Annotated in this window: 26 protein-coding genes; 11 read left to right on the top strand and 15 right to left on the bottom strand. The window is 45.2% G+C overall.

The genetic code is table 11. From position 1 onward, the window contains the following. Positions 1–11 precede the first annotated feature (11 nt). From GVN20_RS09840 to GVN20_RS09825, 4 genes are all read left to right on the top strand, one after another. Positions 12–1,445: a DUF1501 domain-containing protein gene (locus GVN20_RS09840; protein WP_166558130.1), complete on the top strand. Its 1,434-nt coding sequence runs from the start codon at positions 12–14 to the stop codon at positions 1,443–1,445. A gap of 9 nt (positions 1,446–1,454) precedes the next feature. Beyond that, on the top strand, positions 1,455–3,788 hold the full coding sequence (locus tag GVN20_RS09835) for a PSD1 and planctomycete cytochrome C domain-containing protein (protein WP_166558129.1): 2,334 nt from the start codon (positions 1,455–1,457) through the stop codon (positions 3,786–3,788). A gap of 20 nt (positions 3,789–3,808) precedes the next feature. Next, positions 3,809–5,263 carry a DUF1501 domain-containing protein gene (locus tag GVN20_RS09830; RefSeq protein ID WP_166558128.1) on the top strand — a complete coding sequence of 485 codons (1,455 nt, stop codon included), beginning with the start codon at positions 3,809–3,811 and terminating at the stop codon, positions 5,261–5,263. Positions 5,264–5,342: 79 nt separating this feature from the next. Further along, positions 5,343–7,511: a c-type cytochrome domain-containing protein gene (locus GVN20_RS09825; protein ID WP_166558127.1), complete on the top strand. Its 2,169-nt coding sequence runs from the start codon at positions 5,343–5,345 to the stop codon at positions 7,509–7,511. Positions 7,512–7,593: 82 nt separating this feature from the next. Here GVN20_RS09825 and GVN20_RS09820 read toward each other — a convergent pair whose 3' ends face one another. The 5 genes from GVN20_RS09820 to GVN20_RS09800 all read right to left on the bottom strand — a co-directional run bounded on the left by GVN20_RS09820 (position 7,594) and on the right by GVN20_RS09800 (position 11,581). Further along, positions 7,594–8,241 (bottom strand): hypothetical protein, encoded by a 648-nt coding sequence (locus tag GVN20_RS09820; RefSeq protein WP_166558126.1) that lies wholly within the window; start codon positions 8,239–8,241, stop codon positions 7,594–7,596. A 74-nt stretch (positions 8,242–8,315) separates the two neighbouring features. Further along, positions 8,316–8,732 carry a hypothetical protein gene (locus GVN20_RS09815; RefSeq protein WP_166558125.1) on the bottom strand — a complete coding sequence of 139 codons (417 nt, stop codon included), beginning with the start codon at positions 8,730–8,732 and terminating at the stop codon, positions 8,316–8,318. A gap of 161 nt (positions 8,733–8,893) precedes the next feature. Continuing rightward, on the bottom strand, positions 8,894–9,607 hold the full coding sequence (locus tag GVN20_RS09810) for an endonuclease/exonuclease/phosphatase family protein (protein WP_166558124.1): 714 nt from the start codon (positions 9,605–9,607) through the stop codon (positions 8,894–8,896). Positions 9,608–9,813: 206 nt separating this feature from the next. Further along, the gene (locus GVN20_RS09805) at positions 9,814–9,984 is read right to left on the bottom strand and encodes a hypothetical protein (protein WP_166558123.1); all 171 of its coding nucleotides are present in this window, start codon (positions 9,982–9,984) and stop codon (positions 9,814–9,816) included. A 178-nt stretch (positions 9,985–10,162) separates the two neighbouring features. Further along, positions 10,163–11,581 (bottom strand): ATP-dependent RecD-like DNA helicase, encoded by a 1,419-nt coding sequence (locus tag GVN20_RS09800; RefSeq protein WP_166558122.1) that lies wholly within the window; start codon positions 11,579–11,581, stop codon positions 10,163–10,165. Positions 11,582–11,718: 137 nt separating this feature from the next. Between GVN20_RS09800 and GVN20_RS09795 the strand changes: the two genes are divergently transcribed. From GVN20_RS09795 to coaD, 4 genes are all read left to right on the top strand, one after another. Further along, positions 11,719–12,159, top strand: coding sequence for a CBS domain-containing protein (locus tag GVN20_RS09795; protein WP_114460799.1), 441 nt, complete (start codon positions 11,719–11,721; stop codon positions 12,157–12,159). A gap of 118 nt (positions 12,160–12,277) precedes the next feature. Next, entirely contained in the window at positions 12,278–12,799 is a 522-nt protein-coding gene (locus GVN20_RS09790) for an NUDIX domain-containing protein (RefSeq protein WP_166558121.1), read from the top strand. 87 nt (positions 12,800–12,886) lie between these two features. Continuing rightward, complete coding sequence (locus GVN20_RS09785) at positions 12,887–13,777, top strand: DUF3822 family protein (RefSeq protein ID WP_166558120.1); 891 nt, start codon at positions 12,887–12,889, stop codon at positions 13,775–13,777. A 21-nt stretch (positions 13,778–13,798) separates the two neighbouring features. Next, positions 13,799–14,272 (top strand): pantetheine-phosphate adenylyltransferase, encoded by a 474-nt coding sequence (gene coaD / locus GVN20_RS09780; RefSeq protein ID WP_114066250.1) that lies wholly within the window; start codon positions 13,799–13,801, stop codon positions 14,270–14,272. Here coaD and GVN20_RS09775 read toward each other — a convergent pair. The 3 genes from GVN20_RS09775 to rfbC form a co-directional block, all read right to left on the bottom strand. Further along, positions 14,256–14,660: a DUF983 domain-containing protein gene (locus tag GVN20_RS09775; RefSeq protein WP_166558119.1), complete on the bottom strand. Its 405-nt coding sequence runs from the start codon at positions 14,658–14,660 to the stop codon at positions 14,256–14,258. The two genes, coaD and GVN20_RS09775, sit on opposite strands and share 17 nt — an antisense overlap. A gap of 59 nt (positions 14,661–14,719) precedes the next feature. After that, the gene (locus GVN20_RS09770) at positions 14,720–15,463 is read right to left on the bottom strand and encodes a tyrosine-protein phosphatase (protein WP_166558118.1); all 744 of its coding nucleotides are present in this window, start codon (positions 15,461–15,463) and stop codon (positions 14,720–14,722) included. Positions 15,464–15,658: 195 nt separating this feature from the next. Further along, positions 15,659–16,204, bottom strand: a complete 546-nt coding sequence (rfbC, locus tag GVN20_RS09765) for a dTDP-4-dehydrorhamnose 3,5-epimerase (protein ID WP_166558117.1) — start codon at positions 16,202–16,204, stop codon at positions 15,659–15,661. Positions 16,205–16,254: 50 nt separating this feature from the next. Here rfbC and GVN20_RS09760 point away from each other — a divergent pair, with 50 nt between their 5' ends. After that, the gene (locus GVN20_RS09760; protein WP_166558116.1) at positions 16,255–17,358 is read left to right on the top strand and encodes a sensor histidine kinase; all 1,104 of its coding nucleotides are present in this window, start codon (positions 16,255–16,257) and stop codon (positions 17,356–17,358) included. A 44-nt stretch (positions 17,359–17,402) separates the two neighbouring features. Continuing rightward, positions 17,403–18,137 carry a LytTR family DNA-binding domain-containing protein gene (locus GVN20_RS09755; protein ID WP_166558115.1) on the top strand — a complete coding sequence of 245 codons (735 nt, stop codon included), beginning with the start codon at positions 17,403–17,405 and terminating at the stop codon, positions 18,135–18,137. Positions 18,138–18,186: 49 nt separating this feature from the next. Here the strand turns inward: GVN20_RS09755 and GVN20_RS09750 are convergent, their stop codons facing one another. The 6 genes from GVN20_RS09750 to GVN20_RS09725 form a co-directional block, all read right to left on the bottom strand. Beyond that, complete coding sequence (locus GVN20_RS09750; protein ID WP_166558114.1) at positions 18,187–19,572, bottom strand: Gfo/Idh/MocA family oxidoreductase; 1,386 nt, start codon at positions 19,570–19,572, stop codon at positions 18,187–18,189. Positions 19,573–19,819: 247 nt separating this feature from the next. Beyond that, entirely contained in the window at positions 19,820–20,272 is a 453-nt protein-coding gene (locus GVN20_RS09745) for a DinB family protein (protein ID WP_166558113.1), read from the bottom strand. Positions 20,273–20,405: 133 nt separating this feature from the next. Continuing rightward, a complete protein-coding gene (locus GVN20_RS09740) occupies positions 20,406–21,407 on the bottom strand; it encodes a 3-oxoacyl-ACP synthase III family protein (protein ID WP_166558112.1) in 1,002 nt (333 codons plus the stop codon). Between the two features lie 79 nt (positions 21,408–21,486). After that, positions 21,487–21,738: a phosphoribosylformylglycinamidine synthase subunit PurS gene (gene purS / locus GVN20_RS09735; RefSeq protein ID WP_114066241.1), complete on the bottom strand. Its 252-nt coding sequence runs from the start codon at positions 21,736–21,738 to the stop codon at positions 21,487–21,489. A gap of 49 nt (positions 21,739–21,787) precedes the next feature. After that, positions 21,788–22,495 (bottom strand): CDP-diacylglycerol--serine O-phosphatidyltransferase, encoded by a 708-nt coding sequence (gene pssA, locus GVN20_RS09730; RefSeq protein WP_166558111.1) that lies wholly within the window; start codon positions 22,493–22,495, stop codon positions 21,788–21,790. Between the two features lie 60 nt (positions 22,496–22,555). Continuing rightward, positions 22,556–23,194, bottom strand: coding sequence for an MBL fold metallo-hydrolase (locus GVN20_RS09725; protein ID WP_166558110.1), 639 nt, complete (start codon positions 23,192–23,194; stop codon positions 22,556–22,558). 59 nt (positions 23,195–23,253) lie between these two features. Here GVN20_RS09725 and GVN20_RS09720 point away from each other — a divergent pair, with 59 nt between their 5' ends. Then, positions 23,254–24,003 (top strand): TIGR00730 family Rossman fold protein, encoded by a 750-nt coding sequence (locus tag GVN20_RS09720; RefSeq protein WP_166558109.1) that lies wholly within the window; start codon positions 23,254–23,256, stop codon positions 24,001–24,003. Positions 24,004–24,017: 14 nt separating this feature from the next. Here the strand turns inward: GVN20_RS09720 and GVN20_RS09715 are convergent, their stop codons facing one another. Next, on the bottom strand, positions 24,018–24,386 hold the full coding sequence (locus GVN20_RS09715) for an SxtJ family membrane protein (RefSeq protein WP_166558108.1): 369 nt from the start codon (positions 24,384–24,386) through the stop codon (positions 24,018–24,020). Between the last annotated feature and the right edge of the window lie 50 nt (positions 24,387–24,436).

Genomic DNA, 24,436 nt, shown 5'->3' with positions numbered 1-24,436 from the left:
CAATGTTTATCATGAAAAATAGATGGAATAGAAGAGAATTTCTTCAAAAAACCAGTGCTGCAACCTTGGCCGCTTTGGCCGCAAGTGCTCCCATGCCGAGCCTGTTGTCAAGTTGTAAAAGTAAACTCGTAGGACAGACGAATGGAACCGCCGATACGGTAATTTTGCTGTGGATGGCAGGCGGAATGGCCCATACCGAAACCTTTGACCCCAAGAGATATACGGCTTTTGAAAAAGGAATGGAAGGCAACCGGGTCCTGAGTACCTTTAAACCCATTCCGACCGTTTTGGACGGAATCAATTTCTCCGAAGGATTGCAATCTATCGGTAAAGTGATGGATAAGGGAACGCTCATTCGGTCGTATGTGGCGGCAGATATGGGCCATATATTACACTCACGTCATCAGTACCACTGGCATACGTGTTATGAGCCACCTCAAACGGTGGCCGCGCCGCACATGGGGGCGTGGATTGCCAAAGAATTGGGTCCTAAAAACCCCGTTATTCCTGCTTTTATTGACATCGGTCAGCGGTTTACCGTTGGTGAAGCCGAAGAGCTGAAAGCCTTTCATACGGCAGGATTTTTAGGGAATGAGTTTGGCCCGTTTTTCATTCCTGACCCTAGCCAAGGGTTAGAAAGTGTGCGTCCGCCCGTTGGAATGGATGCCAAGCGTTTTGAGCGCCGAAATCAATTGTACAATGATTTAATCAGTAATAGCCCTGTGGGTGAGTTTGGTAGTGATTACCAAAAAGAATCGCTGAAACGCTCAATGGAACAGGCCTATATGCTCCTCAATTCGCCCGAAGCCAAGGCGTTTAATTTAACCACTGAACCGAAAGAAAGCTACGATATTTATAATACTGGGCGCTTTGGTTTAGGCTGTTTGTTGGCCAAAAGATTGACCGAGCAAGGTGCTCGTTTTATCAGTGTGACCACCGAATATGAGCCTTTCTTTGGCTGGGATACGCACGAAAATGGCCATACGCGCTTGGTGGACATGAAAAAGCAGATTGATGGGCCTATTGCTCAGCTTGTGAAGGATTTGGATAAATCGGGGCATCTCGACCGCACCTTGATTGTCCTCGCCAGTGAATTCAGTCGCGATATGATGGTAGAGGGCCGCCCCGAAGCCAAAGTACAGGAGCAGGTCAAACAACCAGAGATTTTGGACGACATCAAGTTTTACGGAATGCACCGCCACTTTACGGATGGCTGTTCTATGCTGATGTTTGGGGGAGGAATCAAGAAGGGGTTTGTATACGGAAAAACGGCCGACGAGCGTCCGTGCAAGACCATTGAAAACCCCGTGAAGATTGACGGTATCCATCAAACCATTTATCATGCGTTGGGGATTCCGCCTGATACTCAGTATGAAATCGAAAAAAGACCCTTTTATACAACACCCGACGGTAAAGGGAAAGCCGTGATGGATTTATTGGCTTAACGATTCACAATGAGAAAGATTTTCTTCTTTGGTATAGGTATTTCGGCAGTAATTGGTGGGTATTTGCTGTCGTGTACCAATAGCTCAACGACCCGGGCTACGCAGGAACATATTCCTGACCGGGTCAGCTATAATTTTGACATTCGCCCCATTCTTTCGGACAAATGTTTGACCTGCCACGGGCCTGATGCCAACAAAAGGCAGGCTGGCCTTCGACTCGACGACCCCGAAAGTGCCTTCCAAGCCTTGAAAGAGCATCCATCTGCCCACGCCATTGTGGCGGGAGAGCCGCAGCTTTCGGAGGTTTTCTTGCGCATAACGACCAAAGATACCGCCAAGCTGATGCCGCCGCCCGCGTCTAATCTCAAGCTGTCGTCGCACGAAATCGCACTTATCGAAAAATGGATAAAACAAGGGGCTAAGTACGAGAAACACTGGGCGTTTGTGGCACCCAAAAAACCAGCACTTCCTGAAGTAAAAAAAGAGGGTTGGCCCAAAAATGAGATTGACTATTTTATTCTGCACAAACAGGAGCAAAAAGGCTTTAGCCCCAACGAAGAAGCCGACAAAGAACGTCTGTTGAGACGACTCAGTCTTGATTTGGTGGGGCTACCGCCTACCCTGAAAATGATGGACAGTTTTCTGGCTGATAAAAGCCCGAATGCCTACGAAAAAGCGGTGGATGAATTGCTGAAAAATCCCGCTTATGGTGAGAAAATGGCGGTTTATTGGCTGGATTTAGCTCGCTATGCCGATTCACACGGTTATCAAGATGATGGCTACCGCACGCAGTGGCCGTGGCGCGATTGGGTGATTCATGCCTTAAATACCAACATGCCATACGACCAATTTGTGACCTGGCAATTGGCGGGCGATTTACTCCCCAACCGCGACAATGAGGCGCTTTACAAACAGCAATTGCTGGCGACGGGCTTTAACCGAAACCATAAGATTACGGAAGAGGGTGGGGTGATTCCCGAAGAATACCGCATTGGTTACGTCACCGACCGGAATGATTTATTTGGCAAGGCTTTCTTGGGCATGACGCTCGAATGCGCCCATTGCCATGACCATAAATATGACCCTTTTTCCCAAAAAGAATACTACCAACTCTTTGCGTTTTTTAACAATGTCAAAGAAGTGGGTATCGAGTCGGTGATTGGTGGCCCCGAAACTTACGCCAAAAAACCGTTGATGGAAATCAGCAACGACGACGTAAAAAACATTTTGACGTTTATCAACAAGCCCGATACCAACCGCCTGATTGTATCGGTGATGAGCGATTTGGACACGATGCGCAAAACCCACATTCTTCGTCGTGGGGCGTACGATGCACCCGGCGATGAAGTCCAACCCAATACCCCTAGTTTTATTCTGCCGTTCAATAAATCTTACCCTAAAAACCGACTGGGTTTGGCTAAGTGGTTGGTTGACAAGCAAAACCCACTCACAGCGCGGGTGTTTGTGAATCAGGTATGGCAAGAGTTTTTTGGTAAAGGAATCGTCAAAACGTCGGGTGATTTTGGAATGCAGGGCGAGCTGCCCAGTCACCCCGAACTGCTCGATTGGCTGGCGGTCGATTTTATGGAACACGGTTGGAATATCAAACGCCTTGTCAAGCAAATGGTGACGTCGGCTACGTATCGTCAGTCGGCTGTTGTGACGCCCGAAAAACTGGCCACCGACCCCGACAATATTTTCTTAGCCCGGGCGCCGCGTTACCGGATTCATGCCGAATTTGTGCGTGATGTGGTTCTGTCAAGTAGTGGTTTGTTGGTGCCCAAAATTGGTGGGCCAAGCGTGAAACCTTACCAGCCCGCTGGATTGTGGGAAGGGGCTACGTCGGGCCGGGGATTGCTTTCTATGTACGTCCAAGACCACGGAGAAAGCCTGTATCGTCGAGGCATGTATACGTTGATTAAGCGAACGGTTCCGCCACCAGCGATGAGTATTTTTGACGCCAGCAACCGTGACCTTTGTGAAGTTAAACGGCTGAAAACCAATACGCCGTTGCAGGCATTGGTCATGATGAACGACCCGACAGTGCTGGAAGCCTCGCGGGTATTGGCCGCGAAGTTGTTGCAAGAAAAAAGCTCCACCCAAGATAAAATCATAAAGGCTTTTAGGCTCATTGTGAGCCGTAAACCCAGTGAAAAGGAAGTGTCGATATTGGCGGCTTATTACGACAAAGAGCTTAAAAAAATCACCAAGCCGAGCGCTGAAAAGTTGCTAGCCGTAGGCGAATACCCCATTCCTCCCCAACTAGATAAGACACAATTGGCGGCGTTGATGCGCATTGTCAATACGATTTACAACTTGGAAGAAGCAATCACGAAATCCTAAGTTTTGTTACCCAAACATCAATGGAAAAAGAATTTTTAGAACACGGTCTGACCTTTAACCGACGTCGTTTCCTGTCCACGATGAGTTTGGGATTGGGAAGTGTGGCGTTGGGGTCGTTGATGATACCCAATTTACTGAATGGTGGCGAGGTAGACGAGGCTGGTTTTGTGCCAGGCATTCCTCATTTTGCCCCCAAAGCCAAACGCGTCATTTATTTGTTCCAAAACGGCGCTCCTTCGCAGTTTGAAACCTTTGATTACAAACCCAAACTCTGCGAAATGGTGGGTCAGGAACTGCCGCCGTCGGTGCGCGGTATGCAACGACTCACGGGCATGACGGCCAATCAGGCGTCGTTTCCGTTGGCGGCTTCGTTTGTGGATTTTAAACAATACGGCCAATCGGGCGCTTGGGTAAGCGATTTAATGCCTTATACGTCCAAAATCGTGGATGATTTGTGTATCGTAAAATCCATGTACACCGAGGCCATCAACCATGATCCCGCCCTCACTTTTTTCCAAACAGGCTCCCAACAAGGCAATCGCCCCAGCATGGGCGCGTGGCTGAGTTACGGGTTAGGAAATGAAAACAAAAACTTGCCAGATTTTACGGTTTTGCTCTCACGTGGCATCGGCAATGGGCAAGGAGTTTATTCCAAACTTTGGTCCAACGGCTTTTTGGATTCCATTCATCAGGGCGTACAGTTTAGCAAAGGTGAAGACCCCGTACTGTACCTGCGCGACCCCGAAGGTATGGACCGCGCCGCCCGTCGCGAGATGTTGGACAACTTATCCGAACTGAACCAGCTTTCGTACAGTGAATTTGGTGATCCCGAAATTGCCGCCAAAGTGAAGCAATACGAAATGGCGTATCGAATGCAAACGGCCGTGCCGGAGGTGATGGATTTGTCGAAAGAACCCGACGATATTGTAAAATTATACGGCCCCGACTGCTTAGTGCCGGGTACATACGCCGCTAACTGCCTTTTGGCGCGTAAACTTTCCGAAAACGGGGTTCGATTTGTGCAATTGTACCACCAAGGTTGGGACCAACACGGCAATCTTCCGTTTGAAATCACTAGTCAGGCCAAAGACGTTGACCAAGCGTCGGCGGCGTTGGTGACGGATTTGAAACAACGTGGTTTGTTGGATGAAACATTGGTTATTTGGGGAGGAGAATTTGGCCGTACGAGTTATAGCCAAGGAAAACTGACGGCCGACAATTATGGTCGCGACCACCATCCGCGCTGCTTCACCATTTGGATGGCGGGCGGTGGCATCAAGCCGGGTATAGTTTATGGCGATACAGACGAGGTGGGTTATAATGTCAGTCGAAACCCCGTTCATGTGCATGATTTTCAGGCTACCGTTTTGCATTTGTTGGGTCTAAATCACGAGAAGTTGATTTTTAAACACTTAGGCCGTCGCTATCGGCTGACCGACGTATCAGGAAAAGTAGTACGTGATATTATTAGTTGAGAATTAGGTTGTTGGTGTTTTTTTACCAACAACGGCTTCGAAGCATACCCTTGTAGCGACTTGTAGATTTTAGGATTAGATGAATAAAAAGTTCATAGACATAGCCGAGCAGGCCTTAATCGTTTCCACGATTTTTATCCTTTTTTTATTGCTGTTTGAAAGCAAATTGGTGGTGCCCGTTTGGCTGCAACCCGTCGGAAGAATGCACCCGCTTTTTCTTCATTTTCCAATTGTACTCTTGCTTTTGGCATTGGGGATGGAATTTTTTCGATTCAACCCCGCCAATAACGCCAATACCTTTTACCGCACCTTTTTAACCAATTTTTGGCTGATTGGGGCTTTGTCGGCAGCCTTTACAGTCATCATGGGGATATTTTTGTCCAAAGAAACGGGCTACGAAGGAGAGACCTTGCCGTGGCATAAATGGACGGGAATCGCGGTTTTTTTTCTGGCCGCTATCGGTTATTGGTGTCGATCCATGGCGTGGTACCAAGCTCCCGTGGCCAAAGGTTTGGCATTGGTCACTACTTTATGCGTGGTTTTGGCGGGACATTATGGCTCGGTTTTGACCCACGGCGACAATTTTATCACGGGTCCAATCCTCAAATCTGCACCTGTTCCGTTGGAGGAGGCCATTGTCTTTAATGACGTAATTCAGCCCATTTTTGAACAGAAATGCGTCAGCTGCCATAATCCCGACAAACTCAAAGGAGAGCTGATGCTTACCGATGCCAAGTCTATCTTGAAAGGTGGAAAAACGGGGAAATTGTTTGTGGCGGGCCAACCCGAAATTAGCCTGTTGCTACAACGCATTCATTTGCCATCGGAAGATAAAAAACACATGCCGCCGATAGGTAAGTCGCAACTGAACCCGCAAGAAATTGCGCTGCTTTCGTTGTGGATAAAGGCCAAAGCTGATTTTACAAAAAAAGTGATTGATTTGCCCCTCAATGATTCGCTGAGGCTCATTGCCAGTACGTTTTTGTCACCCGTTGAGCGAGAAGAAGAGCATTTTGATTTTTCGGCGGCTGATGAAGAAACCATTCAAAAGCTGATAACGGAGTTTCGGAGCATTTCCCCTCTCGCGCGTGAATCGCCAGCATTGGCGGTTAATTTCTTTAACAAAACTGCCTTTAATTCGGAGAAAATCAAGGAGTTAAAAGAAATAAAAGAACAGGTGGTGTTTTTGAATCTGGCCAAAATGCCCGTCAAAGATGCGGATATTTCGCAAATCACTGCCTTTGAAAATCTGCAAAAACTAGACCTGAACTTTACGGATATTACGGGAAAGGGCCTGAAAGAATTGACGTCTTTGAAACAACTCAAAAACCTGTCGATTTCGGGTACAAAAGTAACGATGAAGGATTTGCAGGCCGTTATACCGAATTTTAAAAGCTTGAATACCATCGTGGTATGGAATACCGGGCTGACGATTGAGGAGATTCGACAGTTGCAAAAAGCCCATCCGCGTATACGGTTCATTGAGGGCTTTAAAGATGATGGCAAAAATCCGATTAAGTTAAACCCACCCCAGGTCAAAAATAAATCCACCGTTTTTAATGAACCAGTATTGGTGCAGTTGGCCCACCCCGTCAAAGGGGTTCAGATTCGGTTTACTACAGATGGAACCGAGCCAGATAGCGTGAAATCGGCCATTTTTACGAACCAAACAGTCATTAAGGCAAGTACTAACATTCGGGCCAAGGCTTACAAAGAAGGCTGGTTTGGGAGCGATGAAGTGGCGTTTGACTTTTTCAAAAGAACCTACGTGCCTGATAGCGTACGTTTGCTGTTGCCACTTAACCGCGTCCATCAAGCAGAGGGAGCAAAGTCCTTTTTTGACCAAAAATTAGGCACCTTTAACGCCAATAGCCCCGCGTGGGCCAATAATTGGGCGGGGGTAAGAAACAATGATTTGGCGTTGATGGCCGAATTTAAAAAGCCTGTCCTGCTTTCTTCGGTAGAATTGCGCATCATGGAAGAAACCGAAACGGGGATTTTTCCGCCAGAATCCATTGAAGTATGGGGTGGAAATTCGCCCGACCAACTGAAGAAAATCGCGGTAATAAAACCATCTATTCCGACCAAATACCGGACACACTTGTTGCAGGCGGTGGGAGGGAAATTCAAACCGCAAACCGTCTCTTACCTGAAAATTGTGGCTAAACCATTGTCGAAAATGCCCGAATGGCACGGAGGAAAGGGAAAACCTGCACTCCTGTTGGTCGATGAAATGTTTTTTAACTAAACCCATTTGCGAGGCGTCGCCTCGTATGAGGTGAAAAACATTGTCAGTTTGGGCACATCAAAAGGGCGCGTAGTTGCGCCCTTTACTTTTTAGATTGGGTGGGTTTAATATGCTCAAAATCTTCTTTTTGTGTAAAATACTCCAAACCCAAAATCAAAATAATTGTACTGCCAAAGGTAACTTTCTGCATGATGGGTAAATAGGCGTAACTACCTGAACCATAAAGGTATAGAGTATAGTAAAAAATAAGCAGACAGGTAATGCACAAGAACTTAAACAAGTGTAGCCTTGACTTTAAAATAAAAACAGTGATGTAAAATAGGCTTAACAGAAACAGGGTGCTGGCGAGCGTAACCATACTGTCATGTAACGGGGTCACGATTAAAAAAGTAAAAAGCATGCCTCCCGCTCCCAAATATTGTACGACGTTGGCGGCACTCCTTACGGGTATTTTCTTTGAAAATTTAATGAAGAATAGGGCAAAACTCACCGAAAGGAAAATCATTCCGCCGTCAGCCCAGATTTGCGCAGGATTGTCGGCACCATTGATGGCTTTTGGTGCAAACAAATTGCTGATAAAGTTTTTTGACCAGTCAAAGCCCACTGAATTTTTATCAAATAGCGAGCCTCCTGGATAAACCCTCGTCGCAATGAAAAGCAGCGATACCGAAATAAATATCCCTAGTAAAACGGAATATCTTTTTAGTGCTTCTATGCTTTTTTCGTACATATCCAAGAAATCGTTTTAGGAAGGGGAATAACGAATCAGAGGTATTAGAAATCAGTCTGTTGGGCTTCTTCGCCTTATCTGCCAACCCTGCTTTCTAAGTACGCAATGTCATTTCTTAATAAAGCGTTTAAGCAGTCAATCGCATCGTTTTTCGTTGTCGCTTGAATGACTGTTGAGTAATTGTCGGAAATCTGGTCGTTGAGCCCTAAAAATGATTTTACTTTTTGGGGGCTTTTATACGTAACTTTAAATTTATAATTCTCGGGCTCACCAATTACCGAAATAGTAATTCCGTTTCCACTTTTCTTGTTCTCGATGCCAAATGTTGGGTGGAAATATATTTCGTCGAGCTTGGCATTGCTGCTTTTTTGCAAATACTCATTCCAATCAACCTTTTCAAAAGTATCCATGATTGTGTCTTGTGCCATATCGCCAAGATCAATGATGTCGGCTTCTACGGGGTCGCAAAAAAATGCTCTAAATTCCATCATCTTCTGTTTTTGGGGTTCGTGAGTAGCCGATAAAGTAAATTATAGACTAGGTTGTCTATGTGCGTATTTATTCGTTTTTAATTGACTTATAAAATGTGTCTTTTGAAATCAATATAGTAGGTAACGGCTAGGGCTTGCTGCACGTTCGCCCTTCTTTGTCTTTAGTTATCAAAAGTAACAATAACTGGAACGTGGTCGCTATACATTATCCAATCATCAAAGTTGCCAATTTCAACTGATATAACTTTATTCAAAAAGTCTTTTGAAGCAAAGCAATAGTCAATATGATAAGGTTTGTCTTTGTGTCTATACATATAAAGTGTTGGATTGTCTTCTGTTCCTTGTGCCTGCTTATGATGAAAATGATATGTGCTGAAAATCCCTTTGTCTTCCAAAAACTTTACAACATTTGAGTGATTGCCTTGTCTATGTTTTCTGTCCCAAATTTTGTTACTGTTAAAGTCGCCAACAAGAATTGTTTTAGTGTCTGTAAGCAAGTTGTTGTAATGATGGACAGCTTTCCAAACTTGTTCAATATATTGTCCATCTCTGTCTGTTGGGTTGTTTGCCCAAATTGCAATCATATTAAATTCAACTTGTCCGTTAGTTACAGCAATTGGAATAATCATTTGTAAGTTTTCATTGTAATTGTCAAGAACTTTAAAACGAAAATTACTGTATGAAAAAATTGCAAGCCCCTTGCTTTGATTTTTTCCAAACCATAAAATGTCTATTGGCTTTGGTGTGTCGATTGGAAATAATAATTTATTGGGATGCTCACATTCTGGAACTATTAAAATGTCTGGCTTATATGTCAAAATGTAGTCAGCCTTTTTTCTGAAAGCCATATTACAGTTCCAAGTTATAATTTTCATTCAGGGTGTGTCTACTAGGGTGACGTGCAACTCGCTAATTGGCGCATGTTTTACGTAAAGTAAATGCTTCTGTTACAAAAAGCAAGTATTAAAGGTTGTTCTTGTTAATGTATTGTTATACAGATATTTGCGTGTTATTTTAGCGCTTCTGACTCTTCCCTCACTCAACAAACTGTGCGTGAAAATTCATCACGATTTCGTGTGTATCAGGCTGGTTGTTTCTTGTCGGTGCTAAGTCGTAATGAACGCTCTTTACGCTTTGCATTTTTGTCTTTGATGTCCTGCATGATTTTTCTAAAGTCAATAAGTTCTTGCTCAGTCCACGGTTCTGACTTTGTCGATAAATCAACGTTCTTTGGTTCTTTAATGAGTCCCATTATTTTAGCTTTTAAAATATTGCACCCTGAAGCAGGGCTACTAACGCCCGCATATTGCAAAGTAAATGTAACATACTTTAAAAACAAATTTCTATAAAATTGTTTTTAAAGTATTGACTGTCAGTTGTTTATTTGCCTTTTTTTTCAAATATCCTGTTATCACTTTTGACTCTTTCCATCACTCAAAAAACTGCGCGTGAAAATTCATCATAAATACCTCGTCGGTGGCGCGGGTCATGGCGGTGTAGAGCCACCGCACAAACTCCCGATTTACCTGCTCTTCGGGCAGATACCCTTGGTTCACAAACACCGATTTCCACTGCCCACCCTGCGATTTGTGGCAGGTGAGGGCGTAGGCAAATTTGACCTGCAATGCGTTCAGGTATACATCTTGCCGGATGGCTTCGGTGCGGGCTTTTTTGGATTTTAGGTAGATATAATCCTGCAAAACGGCCTCGTATAAACGCTTGTTCTCATCCTGACTCAGCGACGGGGCGGGGGAGTGGAGCGTGTCCAGAAAAATCTTGGCTTCAAACGGCGGCTGCTCTTCATAATCCAGCAATTGAAGCTCAACGGTGGCAAATCGAAAGCCGTGCATTTCTTCCTCTTTGCGGATGCGCTTTACTTCCACAAAATCGCCGTTGGCCAAAAAGCCCGCCGGCGACTCTTCGTTGAGCACGGTATAATTGTTCCGGACAATCATCAGCAAATCGCCGGCTTCAATTTCTTCTTCGGAGCCGTTGATTTGGCGGCGCACAAACTCATTGAGCTGGACGGCCTCGCGGTTGGAGCGCGTAATGATGGTCACGTTTTCGCGGCCGTGTTTGTCGTAGGCATAGCGGAGGCCATCTTCGAGGCGGTCGCCGGGCATTTTATAAAAATCGCGCAGGCCACGCGTGCGGAGTTGAATGGAAAGTTTTTCAAGCGGCAGTGCGTCGCGGAGGCGGGTGGCATTTTGCAAAATCCCCGAGTTTTGACCTTGACGCGTCACCTCCGTCAGCTCTTGCTCGTACACGCTCATGTAGTAGGTGCTTTCGAGGAGCGCCTTGTCGAGCGCGGGGCTGAGGTCTTTGTTGATGGGCGGTAGCTGGGCCACGTCGCCCACGATGAGGAGCTTGTTGCCGATGCCCTCAAAAACGTACTCAATCAAGTCGTACAGTAACCCGCGTGAGCCAAATTCGGCCTCGTCCGAAATCATCGAGGCTTCGTCCACGATAAAAAGCGTGTCGCGGTGTTTGTTGGCCTGACGCTCAAAATGCAGCGAGCCCGTGTAGGCATCGGCCACCTGACGGTATATTTTTTTGTGAATCGTAAATGATTTTTTCTTGGAATAGTTGCTCATCACCTTGGCGGCGCGGCCCGTAGGGGCCAAAAGCACGGTTTTGAAGCCAAACTTACTGACCACTTTGATGACGGTACTGATGAGGGTGGTTTTTCCCGTTCCAGCGTAGCCTTTCAACAAAAAACAGTCGCGCAGGTTATCATCTTCCAGAAATTCGGCTATTTTTATAAAAAAATGCTGTTGACCTGCGGTAGGCTCATGCGGAAAGCTCTTCAGTAGTAAATCCGAGACGGTTGGAGGTGGTGTTTCTTTCATGTATCCAAAACTACGGCAGTAACACAAATTTCACAACCCTGTTAAATTATTCCTTGTCGAAAGTTTTCATTTTTTTGGATTAAATTGTATTTTCATCACCTTTTTCACCTAACTCTTCAAAATTAAAGCAATTAAACATGAAAATTAAGAACGTATTACGCGATAAGTCCCGCAATGCTATCTATTCGGTTACGCCGGAAACTACCGTGCTGGATGCGCTAAAACAAATGGCCGAAAAAAATATCGGAGCGGTGTTGGTTTTGGAAGAGGGACGTTTGGCGGGGATTTTCTCGGAGCGTGACTATGCCCGCAAAGGGATTCTGCAAGGGCGGGCGTCCAATCAAACGTTGATTAAAGAAGTAATGACCTCCAAGCTCATTACCGTAACTTCAGAGCAAAAACTGGAAGAAGCCATGGTCATCATGTCGGAAAAACACATCCGTCACTTGCCCGTGGTCGACGAGGGTGAACTCATCGGTATCATCTCCATCAACGACGTGGTAACTAGTATTATTAAAGACCAAAAAGTACGCATTGAATCGCTAGAGAGCTACATTTCGGGCAATCCTTACGCATAATCACTATCTTTGTAGTCTTGAAAAAGTTCAAGGTTGGTCGTCAACAGACAGTAGCTTGATTTTCAGGGTGCTGTCAATTATTGCCGATTGACTTATAACGTTAACCAATATCTGTCCATTGGAAAAAGCAAGACAAGAAGTAGCCCGGTTGTATGGCAATCGATTGCGGCTGAGAGTATGCGGGATTTGCATTGAAAACAATAAAATTTTGATGCTGAGCCATCGCGGCATTGGTGATACCGACGTTTTTTGGTGTCCTCCCGGTGGGGGAATTCAGTTTGGAGAATCAACGCATGAGGCCCTCAAACGTGAGTTTGAAGAAGAGACGGGTCTCTTTATCGAAATCGGGGACTTACTGTTTGTCAACGAGTTTATGCAGCCACCTCTCCATGCCCTAGAATTATTTTTTGAGGTCAAACGAAAAGGTGGCGACCTGCATCTGGGCACCGACCCCGAAATGACCACCGATAATCAGATTATTCAAGAAATGCGCTGGATGAGTATCGAAGAGATCAAAGCTTACCCCGCCCACGAAGTTCATACGCTGTTTAGGCATTGCGAAAGCCTGTCGGATATTTATCAATTGAAGGGCTATCTGAACGATGAATCTGCGGAATTGGCCGATTTCCAAAACAATTGATACATTTAGCGAAGAATTCGTGAATTAGCCGGTTAATTCTCAAAACGATTAACTTTTTACAATTAACACTGGATTATAGAAAGAGGGATGGTTGATACACAAAACGTAATAGCTCCTCTATTGGAGATAAAAGACGAACGCTTCGACCCCACAAAATGCGCGGAGTATGAATTGCTGATGGAGTTGGGGGCCGAACGATTGCGCTTTTTGGTGCTAGATAGCAAAAAAAAGCGTGTGTTGTATCTGGAAGACTATTTGATAGGTGGGCTGCCGAGCGAAAAAAAATGGGCGAATTGGCTGGCAAAACTGTCGGCGCTGCACCCATTTTGGGGTAGTAATCTTTGGAAAAGTGTGACGGTTTCTTTCAATACGCCGTATTTTACGTTGGTGCCAGAAGCTTATTTTCGCAAAGAATACGTCAATAGCTACCTGAGTTTGGTGCAGGGGGACTTGTTTGAAACCGATCAGATTTTGCACCGCGAAGTAAAGCGCATCGAAGCCCGAAACGTGTTTACGGTCAATAAAGAGCTTTGGGAGTGGGTGCTGAATACGTATACGTTGCAATTGCCCGCTTTTATTCACCAAACCAATGCCCTGATTGAAGGCGCGTTGGCGCTTTCGGTGCTGGATAAAGAAGCGGTTTTGATGAATCTGCACTTTGAAGATGACTTCGTGACGTTGGTGATTGTCAAGAACGATTCGCTCCTGATGTGCAATAAATTTGCCTACAAAGCCGCGGCCGACATGGCGTATTTTATCATGTTTGTGCTGGACTCACTCCAACTCAAACCCGCCGAGGTGAAGTGCCGTTTTTATGGTGAAACAACCCCTTATTCTGAAGATTATCAACTGCTTCAGAAATTTTTACCGCATCTTTCGTTTGGCAAAACCCCCGAAACTTTGTTGTTGGGCGAGGCCTTTGAAGATGTGCCCGAGCACCGGTATTATAGCCTATACACGATTCCCTTCGCTTCCTGAAACCGCTAACGCATTCTACGCATGAAACGCATTGCTCTTTTTCCCGGCTCGTTTGACCCTTTTACCAAAGGCCACGAAGACATCGTCCTGAGAGGTTTACATCTTTTTGACGAAATCATCGTCGGAATTGGGCACAACACGGCCAAAAAGCGTTATTTTCCGGTGGAGGTAATGCAACGAATGATTGAGGAGACCTTTGAGAAATACCCACAAATCCAGACCGTCACTTACGACGACCTCACGGCCAACATGGCGCGTCAGTTGGGTGCGCGGTTTTTGTTGAGAGGATTACGAAATACGACCGATTTTGAGTACGAAAACAGTATCTCTCAGGTAAACCGCCACGTGTACAGCGACGTAGAAACGGTGTTTTTGATTACTTCGCCGCATTTGGCTCCTATCAGCTCGACGATTATTCGCGAGCTGCACAAGTACGGCCACAATGTGGATGAGTTTTTACCTTATAAACTTTCAGAGCTTACCATTTCGGCGTAATTTTCTTTTCACCTTTGGCGGCTTCTGGGTCGTAGCTCACAAAGACATTGATCCATAACAGCCTGCCCCAACGAAAAAAGACGGGTTGGGAAATAATAAGGATGGGAATAAGAATGGCCAATACGTAAAAAATATTGATTCCTAGAAGCACCACGCAACTCACAAATACCACGGCAATCAACGCCGTATAAAGCGCGTAGCTACCGTACATGCCGCCAAAATAGAAGCCGGGCTCTCGCTCAAACGATTCGCCGCATACTTCGCATTGGGGGTTCATCTTATCAAATTTCTTTAAATTGAAAGGATTGTTGTGGACAAAAAATGACCCTTGATGACACCGGGGACATTTGTTGTTGAGAATACTGTAAACTTTGGTTCCTTTGAGCATGACTTCTTGAAATTTTGCTAAAGGTACAACAATCGTTCAATTGCTTTGGTGCAAAAATGCTAAAGCAGATGCTGATTAAGCAATCCCTTTTCAACTAACTTAGCGAAGGTAACGCTGCGAAGGGCCTCGTGTGCCTGATTCCACTCGCGGAGATTATGTGCATTACTGCCCACAAAAGAAACTAAACCTTCAATAACCAAACGCTCGGCCAACATACGGGTGCCTTGATGACTGCTCGCCCAAGAGCCCAGATTTACCTGAAACAAAACGCCTTGCCGGTGCAAATCCATTACGAGATTGAAATTTTGTTGTAGATAATGATACCGCTCGGGATGTGCCAGCACAACGACGAGGTTTCGTTGGCGGGCCAATCGGATGGCATCGCCCAAAAATGAAGGCATTCCTACAATATTAGTTTCTAAGAGTAGATAGTTATCTGCAATAGTGAGTAAGGTTTGATTGTTTTCAAGCAATGAGATAAGTGATATATCGAGGTAGTATTCGGCGGCGGCTTCCAGCTCAATGGAAATGCGTTTGCGCTGAACTTCCGAACGAATGCGGGCAAGGCAAGACTCGATTATTGCGGGGGTATTGCGATAATAGTCCCCCATGATATGTGGGGTAGCAATTATTTTACGAACTCCATTGGCTGCCATTTCTTGGAGGAGCAAAATGCTCTCTTCGATGCTTTCTGGCCCGTTGTCTAACCCGGGTAAAATATGCGCGTGAACGTCTACCGTAAAGGGAGAGGAGGGGGCAAATCCTGCAACAGTTCGTTTTCGTTTTAAGAATGAAAAAGGCATGAGATTTTTCAATTCGTGACAAGGGTAAACAAGCTTTTAATCGTTTCAATGGTCACGAATTGTGCCAAAGTAGAAGGGTAAAAAAAATAAATCCTAATACCTTGATAATTGGTTTGTTATGGCATATAATATCTGAATGGGATATAAAATAGGTGAATTTATTGGGATAAGATAGTCATATTGGTACATAAATTGCTATGGATGCATCTGCTCAAAAAGGGCTTTAAAGGAAGGTAAAAGCACATCTTTTTCGGATACAATTGGGTCAGAAACCTGCCAATCAATGTTGAGTTCTGCATCATTCCAGAGGATGCCACCTTCCGAAACTTTATGATAAAGATTGGTGCATTTATAACTAAAAATGGAGTCTTCCAGCGCGGCAAACCCGTGGGCAAAACCTTCGGGAATGTAAAACATATTATTTCGTTCTCCATCCAATTCGACGGCTTCGTATTGCCCGAAAGTCGGCGAATCGGGGCGAATGTCGACGGCGATATCCAGTACCCGCCCTACAATCACCCGTACCAATTTTCCCTGTGCATGAGGGGCACGTTGAAAATGTAAACCGCGAACAACTCCCTTTTTAGAAAATGATTGATTGTCTTGAACAAAATGGGTGGGCAGGCCATTGGCTTCGAAGAGCTGACGATTGTAATTCTCGAAAAAAGACCCTCTTTCATCTTTATAAACCGTTGGTATAATTTCCAACAGCCCTTCGATGGATTTTTTAATAACTTGCATCAGTGAGTATATAATTGAATATCCAGTACAAAATTAGCTAATTTGCTCGAATGTCGAAAAAAAGAATATATTGGGCTTGCCAAGTAGGCAGTTGGACGGCGCTCATGTTTTATGAACTTTGGGTTTATAGCCTCGAAGACGAATTTACGTGGGAGATGTTCTACTTTGCAATTGCCAGTATTTTGGTCTGCATTTTACTCACCCATTTTTATCGTTTGGTGGTTCGTGAACGTAATTGGGTTGCGCAACCCTTGTATAAGTTGGTCCCACGAGTGATACTGTCTGGGTTACTTCTGGGCCTCATTATGACGCTCATGAACTTCCCGATAGATATTCATACTTTTAAGGAAGTAGTTAGAAGTCAGCCTTATATATTTTTTTCGCTTTGGCTTTCATGGAGCAAGAGCATGTTTATGTGGGTGTTGAGCTACACCATTTATCATTATGTAGAAAGCATGAGAGATACCGAAATTGAGAAAATTCTGCTCAAAACGTCGGTAAAAGAAACGGAGGCCAAAATCCTGCGTTCGCAATTAAATCCCCATTTTGTGTTCAATGCGCTCAATTCTATTCGGGCGTTGGTGTCGGAAGACCCTTCAAAAGCGCAGCAAAGTGTTACTCAATTATCCAATATTTTACGTAATTCGCTATTGGCCGACCGCCGAAAAACGGTTGAATTACGCGAAGAATTAAAAACCGTCGAAGATTATTTAGCCCTTGAAAAGGTTCGTTATGAAGACCGGCTAATGGCGGATTTTCACATCGACCCCAAAACCCTCTATCTACAAGTGCCGCCGATGATGCTCCAGACGCTGGTCGAAAACGCCATCAAGCACGGAGTTCAGAAAGCGGTCAGTGGCGGATTTGTGCAGGTGACCTCTTTTTTGGAGGGTAATTATGTGCATATTCACATTCGTAATACGGGCACGTTGGTTAAAAAAGACAACGATTTGGAAAAACACAAAGAGGCCAGCGGGTTTGGGTTGGCCAATACCGAGCGTCGTCTGCAATTAATTTACGGGGACGAGTCAGCAAGGTTCAGAATATTTCAGGAGTCGGAAGATGTCGTTAGGGCGGAAGTTATTTTGCCCACTCAGACCGAAGGCGTCTTTCGGAATACCGCAGCTAAACCCATTGCAAAAAGCCAATCATAAAACATAACATCACCTAACATCTAAATCACCCTAAACATCAGCTAATGAAAGCCCTTATTATTGACGATGAAAGGCTCGCCCGCAATGAGCTACGCCGCTTGCTCGAAAATTTCCCCAAAATTGAAGTCGTTGGTGAAGCGGCCAATGCCGATGAGGCCATCAAAATGGTGAATGAACTCCGTCCTGACCTATTGTTTTTGGATATTCAGATGCCAGGCAAAAACGGTTTTGAACTCTTGGAAGCGCTGGAAGATGACACCATCCCAGAAGTTATTTTTACCACTGCTTACGACGAATACGCCCTCAAAGCCTTCGAATACAATGCGCTAGATTACATCCTCAAACCCATTGACCTGCCTAGACTAAGCGAAGCTGTTCATCGGGTGTTTGAAGAATTGGACCGTAAACACGACCATGATTCAATTTCGGAGCGCAAAATGTTGGGTGAAAATGACCAAGTTTTCATCAAAGACGGTGAAAAATGTTGGTTTGTCAAACTTGGAAAAGTTCGTCTTTTTGAATCCATGGGCAATTATGTTCGACTGCATTTTGACGATCAAAAGCCGCTTGTTCTCAAGTCATTGAATGCCCTTGAAGAACGTTTGGATCCGATTTCTTTTTTCAGGGCCAACCGTAAACACATCATAAATTTGCAGTGGATTGACAAAATCGAACCTTGGTTTTCGGGTGGATTGTTGGTGACATTGCGCGGAAGCGGCGAAAAAATCGAAATATCACGTCGTCAGGCCATTCGATTTAAAGATATGCTGAGTTTATAACAATAGGCGTCTGACGGTTCTGAACCGTCAGACGCCTATTGTTACGGAATTAGCCCAGCTTTATGTCCATCGACTTGCCGCTTTTGCGACTAGCTTCGGCCATAAAACCCATGACGTGACTTTCAATGGAGGCGTCTATGGTTGAGGTCAATAAGGCACGATTATTCTGCGCTACAGCCTGCACAAAATTTTGCATCAGCCCGTGGTCGCCGCCACCATGACCGGAATTGTTGAATTCCTTCTGGGCGCTGGCTTTCCAGATGGTGACTTCTTTGGTACGAAAATCGGTTACTTTGATTAAATCATTATCGCCCTCAATTTCTCCCATGCTAAACATTACACGGGTCTTACGAGCTTCCCAAGCCGTAAAGGCTTCTAGTCCGAAAGTAGCTAAAATGCCGTTGCCAAACTGAAAAATACTGGTGTAATGGTCGGGTTGGTCGTTGTTCATCCGATAAACACAACGGCCGTAGTTGGAGGTTTTGAGCCGTTCCAAAATGGCGGGACCTTGTAGGGCTGGGTCTTCGGGAACGTCAAGTACGTGGATACGTTTTTTCTGTTCGTAATAGACTTTAATGGCCGAAAATGGACATTCTCGCTCCACTTTGCAGCCTTCCACACAGCGCTCGGTGCTACCAACGGGTGCGTTTTCGAGTTTAAACCATTTAAGATTTCCATAGGCCGACACGGTTTTGGCGGGCGTGTTGGCAATCCAACGCATAATATCTAGATCATGACTTGATTTTGCTAAGATAATTGGATTTGTCTTTTCGGATTCGTGCCAATTGCCCCGCACGTATGAGTGCGCCATGTGAACGTGCTCAATGCCTTCTAAGTGGTTGATACTGATCATTTCGCCCAAAGTGCCCGAAGCGCAAAGTTCTTTCAACTTACGAAAATATGCCGTATAGCGCAATACGTGACAGACCGCAATAATGCTTTTTGATTTCTTTGTCGCCGCCAGAATATCCAGACACTCCTGCATGGAGGGTGAAATGGGCTTTTCAAGCAATACATTATAGCCCATTTCCAACGCTTTCATCGCAGGTCCGTAGTGGAGGGTGTCGGGCGTAGAAATGATGACGGCATCGGCAAATTTGGGTACTTTAAACACATCCTCCCACGTTTTGAAGCGATGCGCGGATTCAATACCGTGCGTTTTGGCAAAGCGCTCATTCCGAAATTCATTTGGCTCGGCCACGCCTACCATTTTTACGTCGCCGGGGTAAGCCACGGCGTAGCGTCCATACACATTGCCGCGATTTCCTGCCCCCAACACAATGGCCGTAATGGGCTGAGCAAGTGGAAGATAATCAGGGTTTTCGGGAAAAGTGATTTCCCTAATCTCGGTGGCTTGGGCGGTTGGGGTCAGGGCGGCGGCCCCGGCGGTCAGACCAAGGGTTTTGAGTACGTCGCGGCGGTTAAGGGTTGGCATTATATTAATTACGTAATATGATTGTAGTATTGATTTGAATCAGCGTAAAAGAGGTGGCTTTTTTTCTAATACCAAGATAACGGTTAATTACAAACTCCCCCTTTTAGGCAAGGAAAAAATAAAAGTGAACTTGGGCAAAGACCAGTAAAATTAAGGTTTATCGGCCTCGAAAACACTCATCTACTATATCCTATATATGTCGGTGGGTTGGCAGTCCAATACTTTGCAACTGTTTTTGAAAATAATTTCACTCCCTCAACCACAAAATATAATCTGTTGTGGGTAGTGGGCTGAGTACGGGTTTTAGGGCGTCGATAATCTGGCCTCGGTGGTAGGCAGCGTGATGGCTCAAATGCGTTAGAATCTCGCCGAGGGGTGTTTCGAAGTATTCTCCTTTGGTGTTTTGATACTTAATAATTTTGCCAAATTCAGCTTCATCGAGGTCTCTAACGTAGCTGTCCCATTTGTGATAACTGAGGTCGGCTGTTTCTTTGAGCCACGAAACTGGCAATAAATCCCAAATCCCTACCACCAAATGGTCGTTGGCAATTCGGGTAAACCACACCATTTGGGCGTTAAGGATATGACTCGTGAGCAGGACCGCTCTTTCGGGAGGTTTGTCAAGTTTTTCAAGCGCTTCGATAATGCGAGAATTGGCCCAATATTCGTATTGGAGCAGGCGGATATGATATGCTTTCATGGTACAAGACGTTAAGTCACGACAAGTTGGTGAAAACCTTTCAAACTGTCAAGGACTTCGCGTTTGGTAGTACCACTTAATCCAGAAGAATTTATAACCGTCGGTCGGCTCGTATGGACCGACCGACGGTTTACTACCACTTTATCAATGCGGATGCCCACGTAAAACCGCTACCGAAAGCGGCAAGGCAAATAAGGTCACCGTCTTTTACGCGGCCTTCTTCCCAGGCTTCGGTGAGTGCAATGGGAATAGAGGCGGCGGTGGTGTTGCCGTATTTATGAATGTTGCTGATGACTTGGTCTTCCCGCAGTTTCATTTGGTCGCGCACGTATTCACTGATGCGAATATTGGCCTGATGGGGCACCAATAGCGAAATATCTTCGGGTTGGTAGCCGTTGGCATCCAATGCTTCTCTGATGGCTTCGGCAAAGCGAACTACGGCGTGTTTAAACACCGCATTGCCGTTCATAACTACTTCAAAACCACCTTCGTCAATCATCTCTTTGGTAGCAGAGCGGGTAGGCCGGCTACTGCCGGGGTCTTTGACGTAGAGGTCTTCGGCAAAACGCCCGTCGGCATGGAGGTGAGTGGAAAGAATGCGGTGCGTGGGGTCTTCGGTGGCCTGTAAAACCGCCGCTCCCGCACCATCGCCAAAAATAACGGCTACGTTACGGCCTTTAGTGCTTTTGTCGGTCCAAGTGGATTGGATTTCAGCCCCTACCACCAAGATAGTTTTGTACATGCCCGTTTTGATGAATTGGTCAGCAATTGATAGGGCATAGACGAAGCCCGAACATTGCTCCCGAATGTCAATGACGGGGATTCCGATTAAATCCAATTCTCGCTGCATCAAAAATGCCGAACCCGGAAAAAAATAGTCGGGCGTAATAGTGGCGTAGACAATCATCTCTACGTCGGTTGGTTGCAAGCCTGCCCGTTCGAGGGCCTGCCGCGAGGCGGCGGTGGCCATGCTCGAATTGGTTTCTTTGCCGTAGGTAAAATACCTCCGCTCACGGATTCCGGTGCGTTCCTGAATCCATTGGTCGGAAGTATCCATCAATTGGGTCAAATCATCGTTGGTTACTACCTTTTCAGGGACGTAATAACCTAAACCTGTAATTTTGGAATAAGGCATTTTTGTGGGAAGTTAAAGGTATTTCGGTTAAGAGTTAAAAAACGACAGGAGTACTTAACCCCTTAACAGACAGTCCCTTTTAGCCTTCTTTCAGCGTGTATGTATAATCTTCCATAATCATATTGGCCAATAATTTGCTGCAGGCAGTTTCGACGCGTTGCTGCGCATCCGCTTCTGAGTCGGCATCGAGGGCCATGGTGATGTGTTTGCCAATGCGTACGTCTGACACGTCGTCAATACCCAAATTGTGAAGACCCAATTTGACGGCTTTGCCTTGAGGGTCCAAAATCTCTTTTTGCGGCATGACGTTGATTTCAGCGATGAATTTCATAGAATTGAATTAAGGCCCCCCATCCCCGATGGAGGAGTTTTTTTTATTGTTAAGCCACCTTTGGGGGTTTGGGGGCTATGACCGATAGCAGGATATACAACGCTACTATCAGAGGAACGGCTGCAAATTTCAGCAAAAACAGTAAAATCACCGCCAAAAGGATAAAAATATATTTGATTTGATTGTCTTTCCAGCCAAATGTCTTGAATTTGAACGCCAAAAGGGGCAGTTCACAGATTAATAAATACGACATTAAGAGGGTATAACCTACCAAAACGGATTGATTGATAATCCACGATTCGTATTCGGGGTGATTGCGCAGAATAAACGGTAACGACGCTACCAAAATAGCATTGGCGGGCGTTGGCACCCCAATAAATGAATCCGATTGGCGGGTATCAATGTTGAATTTTGCCAAACGTAAACCCGAAAATACCGCCAAAATAAATGCACTAAACGAAAGCATCATGGCTCCGATGTCAATGGAGGTGGTGGTACGTTCCAATAACTGAAAGATAATCATGGAAGGCAGCACACCAAACGTAACCATATCGGCCAATGAATCAAGTTCTTTGCCGATAGGAGAGGATTGATTCAGCAGCCGTGCCACAAAACCATCCAAAAAGTCAAGTATGCCCGCAAACAGAATCAAATACCCCGAAAGCAATAAATCTCCGCGAAAACTAAACACAATCCCCACACACCCACAGAGAAGGTTGCCGCAGGTCATTAGGTTTGGAATGGTAAAAAGACGCATAGTGATGGTATGGGTAGCCGTGATGAAATAGGAATTTGCAAAATAAATAGGCCCGAAAAATCAGTTAATAAAGGGATTTGAACGGCGCTCGCGACCGATGGTGGTAGGCTCCATATGTCCCGCAAATACCTGATAATCATCATCCAAGGTCATAAATTTTGTTTTGATGCTTCGCAAGAGTGCCGCAGGGTCGCAGAGTGGAAAATCAGTACGCCCAACACTTCCTTTAAACAAAACATCGCCCCCAATGATGAAACGTTGGTCGTGGTTGACAAACGCCAAATGCCCGGGCGCGTGGCCAGGCACAAACAGAATGTCAAGGGTTGAATGGCCGAATTTTACCACATCTCCTTCGTCCAAAAAAGCATTGGCTTCGACGGGTTCGTAGCCTCGGATTCCCCATATATTGCAACGACTTTCAACAGATGCCAAAATTGGAAGCTCGTTTTTGTGCATGTACATTTTTACGCCATATTTGCGCTTTACATACGCACTGCCAAATACATGGTCTAAATGCGCGTGTGTTTGGAGGAGCATCGTTATTTTTAGGCCTTTTTGTTCGATAAAACGCGCTAACGTTTCTTTTTCTGATTGCATCAGACAGCCCGGGTCAATAATGACGGCCTCATTGGTTTCGTCATAAAGCACGTAGGTATTCTCTTCAAAAGGGGAGAAAACAAAAGATTGTATTTGAATCATACTTACTTCATCATATTCAACCGTAAAATTACTAAACTATTCTGTAAACACTACCGACAATGACTGATAAGCAACCCCAAAGCCCTTTTATTGACCAACGCAAAGGATATTATTTTTTAGAAGGCCCCAAGAGCCGACGTTCTGAGTTTGTGTTTTTGTTGGAGGTAGTGTGGGAGTTTTTTAAGGGAATTCGAGCGTTACATTTTGTGGGGCCGTGTGTAACGGTGTTTGGCTCGGCACGATTCAAAGAAGGAAGTATTTATTATGAGCAGGCCCGTGTATTGGGGAGGCGGATTTCGCAGGAATTGGGACTGACAATCATGACGGGTGGTGGCCCAGGTATCATGGAGGCGGCCAACCGAGGGGCATTTGAAAGTGGTGGACGTTCGGTGGGGTGCAATATACAGCTTCCTTTTGAACAAAAAGAAAACCCATATATGGAAAAGTGGGTAAAAATAAAGTATTTTTTTATTCGTAAAGTGCTCTTAGTCAAGTACTCTTATGCCTTTGTAATTATGCCGGGTGGGGTAGGCACCATGGACGAACTGTTTGAAACACTTACACTCATTCAAACGGGGGTGATTCATAACTTCCCGATGGTTGTCATTGGCAAAGAATACTACACACCGATGATTTCGATGTTACAAAAGATGGCTGACCAAGGCACTATCTCGCCCAAAGACCTAGATTTACTCAAAGTTACCGACGACATCGACGAAGCCATTGAGCACATTCGGGTGTATCTGACCGCCAATTTTCAAATCCAGAAACGTCGTCGGCCTATCTGGTGGCTTTTGGAAAAGAGATAATGACTATCTCTTTTCTACCAAATATTCTCCATGTCTTTTTTGACATACGTATGGTTACGCTCCACATATACGCTGTTGCCAGTTGGGCGTTTGATGCCCATTGGGTTCTTGGTAGAAAGGCGATACAGCATGGCGATGGGCCACAAAAACACATAAAACATAATCGAAAGGATGACGCGGGAGTTAAACCAACCCAGACCTTCGGCTATTTTGAACCAAATTTTGACGATAAAATCGCCAACAACTGGAACGAAAATACTCAAAGCTCCCACGATTCCAGCGGCATATAACAAATAAAGAGCGGCAGATTTGAAAATAAACGAAAAGATAACCAGCCCGGTAACGATTACTAACTGGGCTTTACTTTTTTCAGCTTCAGACATTTTTTGAGGGGTGAGGGGTGAGGAGTCAGAAGCGGGAATTACAGTTCGTA

Origin of the sequence: Runella sp. CRIBMP (assembly GCF_009905605.1) — a bacterium.
Lineage (GTDB): Bacteria > Bacteroidota > Bacteroidia > Cytophagales > Spirosomataceae > Runella.
Note: the sequence above shows the minus strand (reverse complement) of the source record. Positions and strands in the feature narration are given on the sequence as shown.

Excerpts from the sequence above, each read along its gene's own strand:
- GVN20_RS09840 (WP_166558130.1), top strand. The coding sequence starts at position 12 with ATGAAAAATAGATGGAATAGAAGAGAATTTCTTCAAAAAACCAGTGCT.
- GVN20_RS09835 (WP_166558129.1), top strand. The coding sequence starts at position 1,455 with ATGAGAAAGATTTTCTTCTTTGGTATAGGTATTTCGGCAGTAATTGGT.
- GVN20_RS09830 (WP_166558128.1), top strand. The coding sequence starts at position 3,809 with ATGGAAAAAGAATTTTTAGAACACGGTCTGACCTTTAACCGACGTCGT.
- GVN20_RS09825 (WP_166558127.1), top strand. The coding sequence starts at position 5,343 with ATGAATAAAAAGTTCATAGACATAGCCGAGCAGGCCTTAATCGTTTCC.
- GVN20_RS09820 (WP_166558126.1), bottom strand. The coding sequence starts at position 8,241 with ATGTACGAAAAAAGCATAGAAGCACTAAAAAGATATTCCGTTTTACTA.
- GVN20_RS09815 (WP_166558125.1), bottom strand. The coding sequence starts at position 8,732 with ATGATGGAATTTAGAGCATTTTTTTGCGACCCCGTAGAAGCCGACATC.
- GVN20_RS09810 (WP_166558124.1), bottom strand. The coding sequence starts at position 9,607 with ATGAAAATTATAACTTGGAACTGTAATATGGCTTTCAGAAAAAAGGCT.
- GVN20_RS09805 (WP_166558123.1), bottom strand. The coding sequence starts at position 9,984 with ATGGGACTCATTAAAGAACCAAAGAACGTTGATTTATCGACAAAGTCA.
- GVN20_RS09800 (WP_166558122.1), bottom strand. The coding sequence starts at position 11,581 with ATGAAAGAAACACCACCTCCAACCGTCTCGGATTTACTACTGAAGAGC.
- GVN20_RS09795 (WP_114460799.1), top strand. The coding sequence starts at position 11,719 with ATGAAAATTAAGAACGTATTACGCGATAAGTCCCGCAATGCTATCTAT.
- GVN20_RS09785 (WP_166558120.1), top strand. The coding sequence starts at position 12,887 with ATGGTTGATACACAAAACGTAATAGCTCCTCTATTGGAGATAAAAGAC.
- coaD (WP_114066250.1), top strand. The coding sequence starts at position 13,799 with ATGAAACGCATTGCTCTTTTTCCCGGCTCGTTTGACCCTTTTACCAAA.
- GVN20_RS09775 (WP_166558119.1), bottom strand. The coding sequence starts at position 14,660 with ATGCTCAAAGGAACCAAAGTTTACAGTATTCTCAACAACAAATGTCCC.
- GVN20_RS09770 (WP_166558118.1), bottom strand. The coding sequence starts at position 15,463 with ATGCCTTTTTCATTCTTAAAACGAAAACGAACTGTTGCAGGATTTGCC.
- rfbC (WP_166558117.1), bottom strand. The coding sequence starts at position 16,204 with ATGCAAGTTATTAAAAAATCCATCGAAGGGCTGTTGGAAATTATACCA.
- GVN20_RS09760 (WP_166558116.1), top strand. The coding sequence starts at position 16,255 with ATGTCGAAAAAAAGAATATATTGGGCTTGCCAAGTAGGCAGTTGGACG.
- GVN20_RS09755 (WP_166558115.1), top strand. The coding sequence starts at position 17,403 with ATGAAAGCCCTTATTATTGACGATGAAAGGCTCGCCCGCAATGAGCTA.
- GVN20_RS09750 (WP_166558114.1), bottom strand. The coding sequence starts at position 19,572 with ATGCCAACCCTTAACCGCCGCGACGTACTCAAAACCCTTGGTCTGACC.
- GVN20_RS09745 (WP_166558113.1), bottom strand. The coding sequence starts at position 20,272 with ATGAAAGCATATCATATCCGCCTGCTCCAATACGAATATTGGGCCAAT.
- GVN20_RS09740 (WP_166558112.1), bottom strand. The coding sequence starts at position 21,407 with ATGCCTTATTCCAAAATTACAGGTTTAGGTTATTACGTCCCTGAAAAG.
- purS (WP_114066241.1), bottom strand. The coding sequence starts at position 21,738 with ATGAAATTCATCGCTGAAATCAACGTCATGCCGCAAAAAGAGATTTTG.
- pssA (WP_166558111.1), bottom strand. The coding sequence starts at position 22,495 with ATGCGTCTTTTTACCATTCCAAACCTAATGACCTGCGGCAACCTTCTC.
- GVN20_RS09725 (WP_166558110.1), bottom strand. The coding sequence starts at position 23,194 with ATGATTCAAATACAATCTTTTGTTTTCTCCCCTTTTGAAGAGAATACC.
- GVN20_RS09720 (WP_166558109.1), top strand. The coding sequence starts at position 23,254 with ATGACTGATAAGCAACCCCAAAGCCCTTTTATTGACCAACGCAAAGGA.
- GVN20_RS09715 (WP_166558108.1), bottom strand. The coding sequence starts at position 24,386 with ATGTCTGAAGCTGAAAAAAGTAAAGCCCAGTTAGTAATCGTTACCGGG.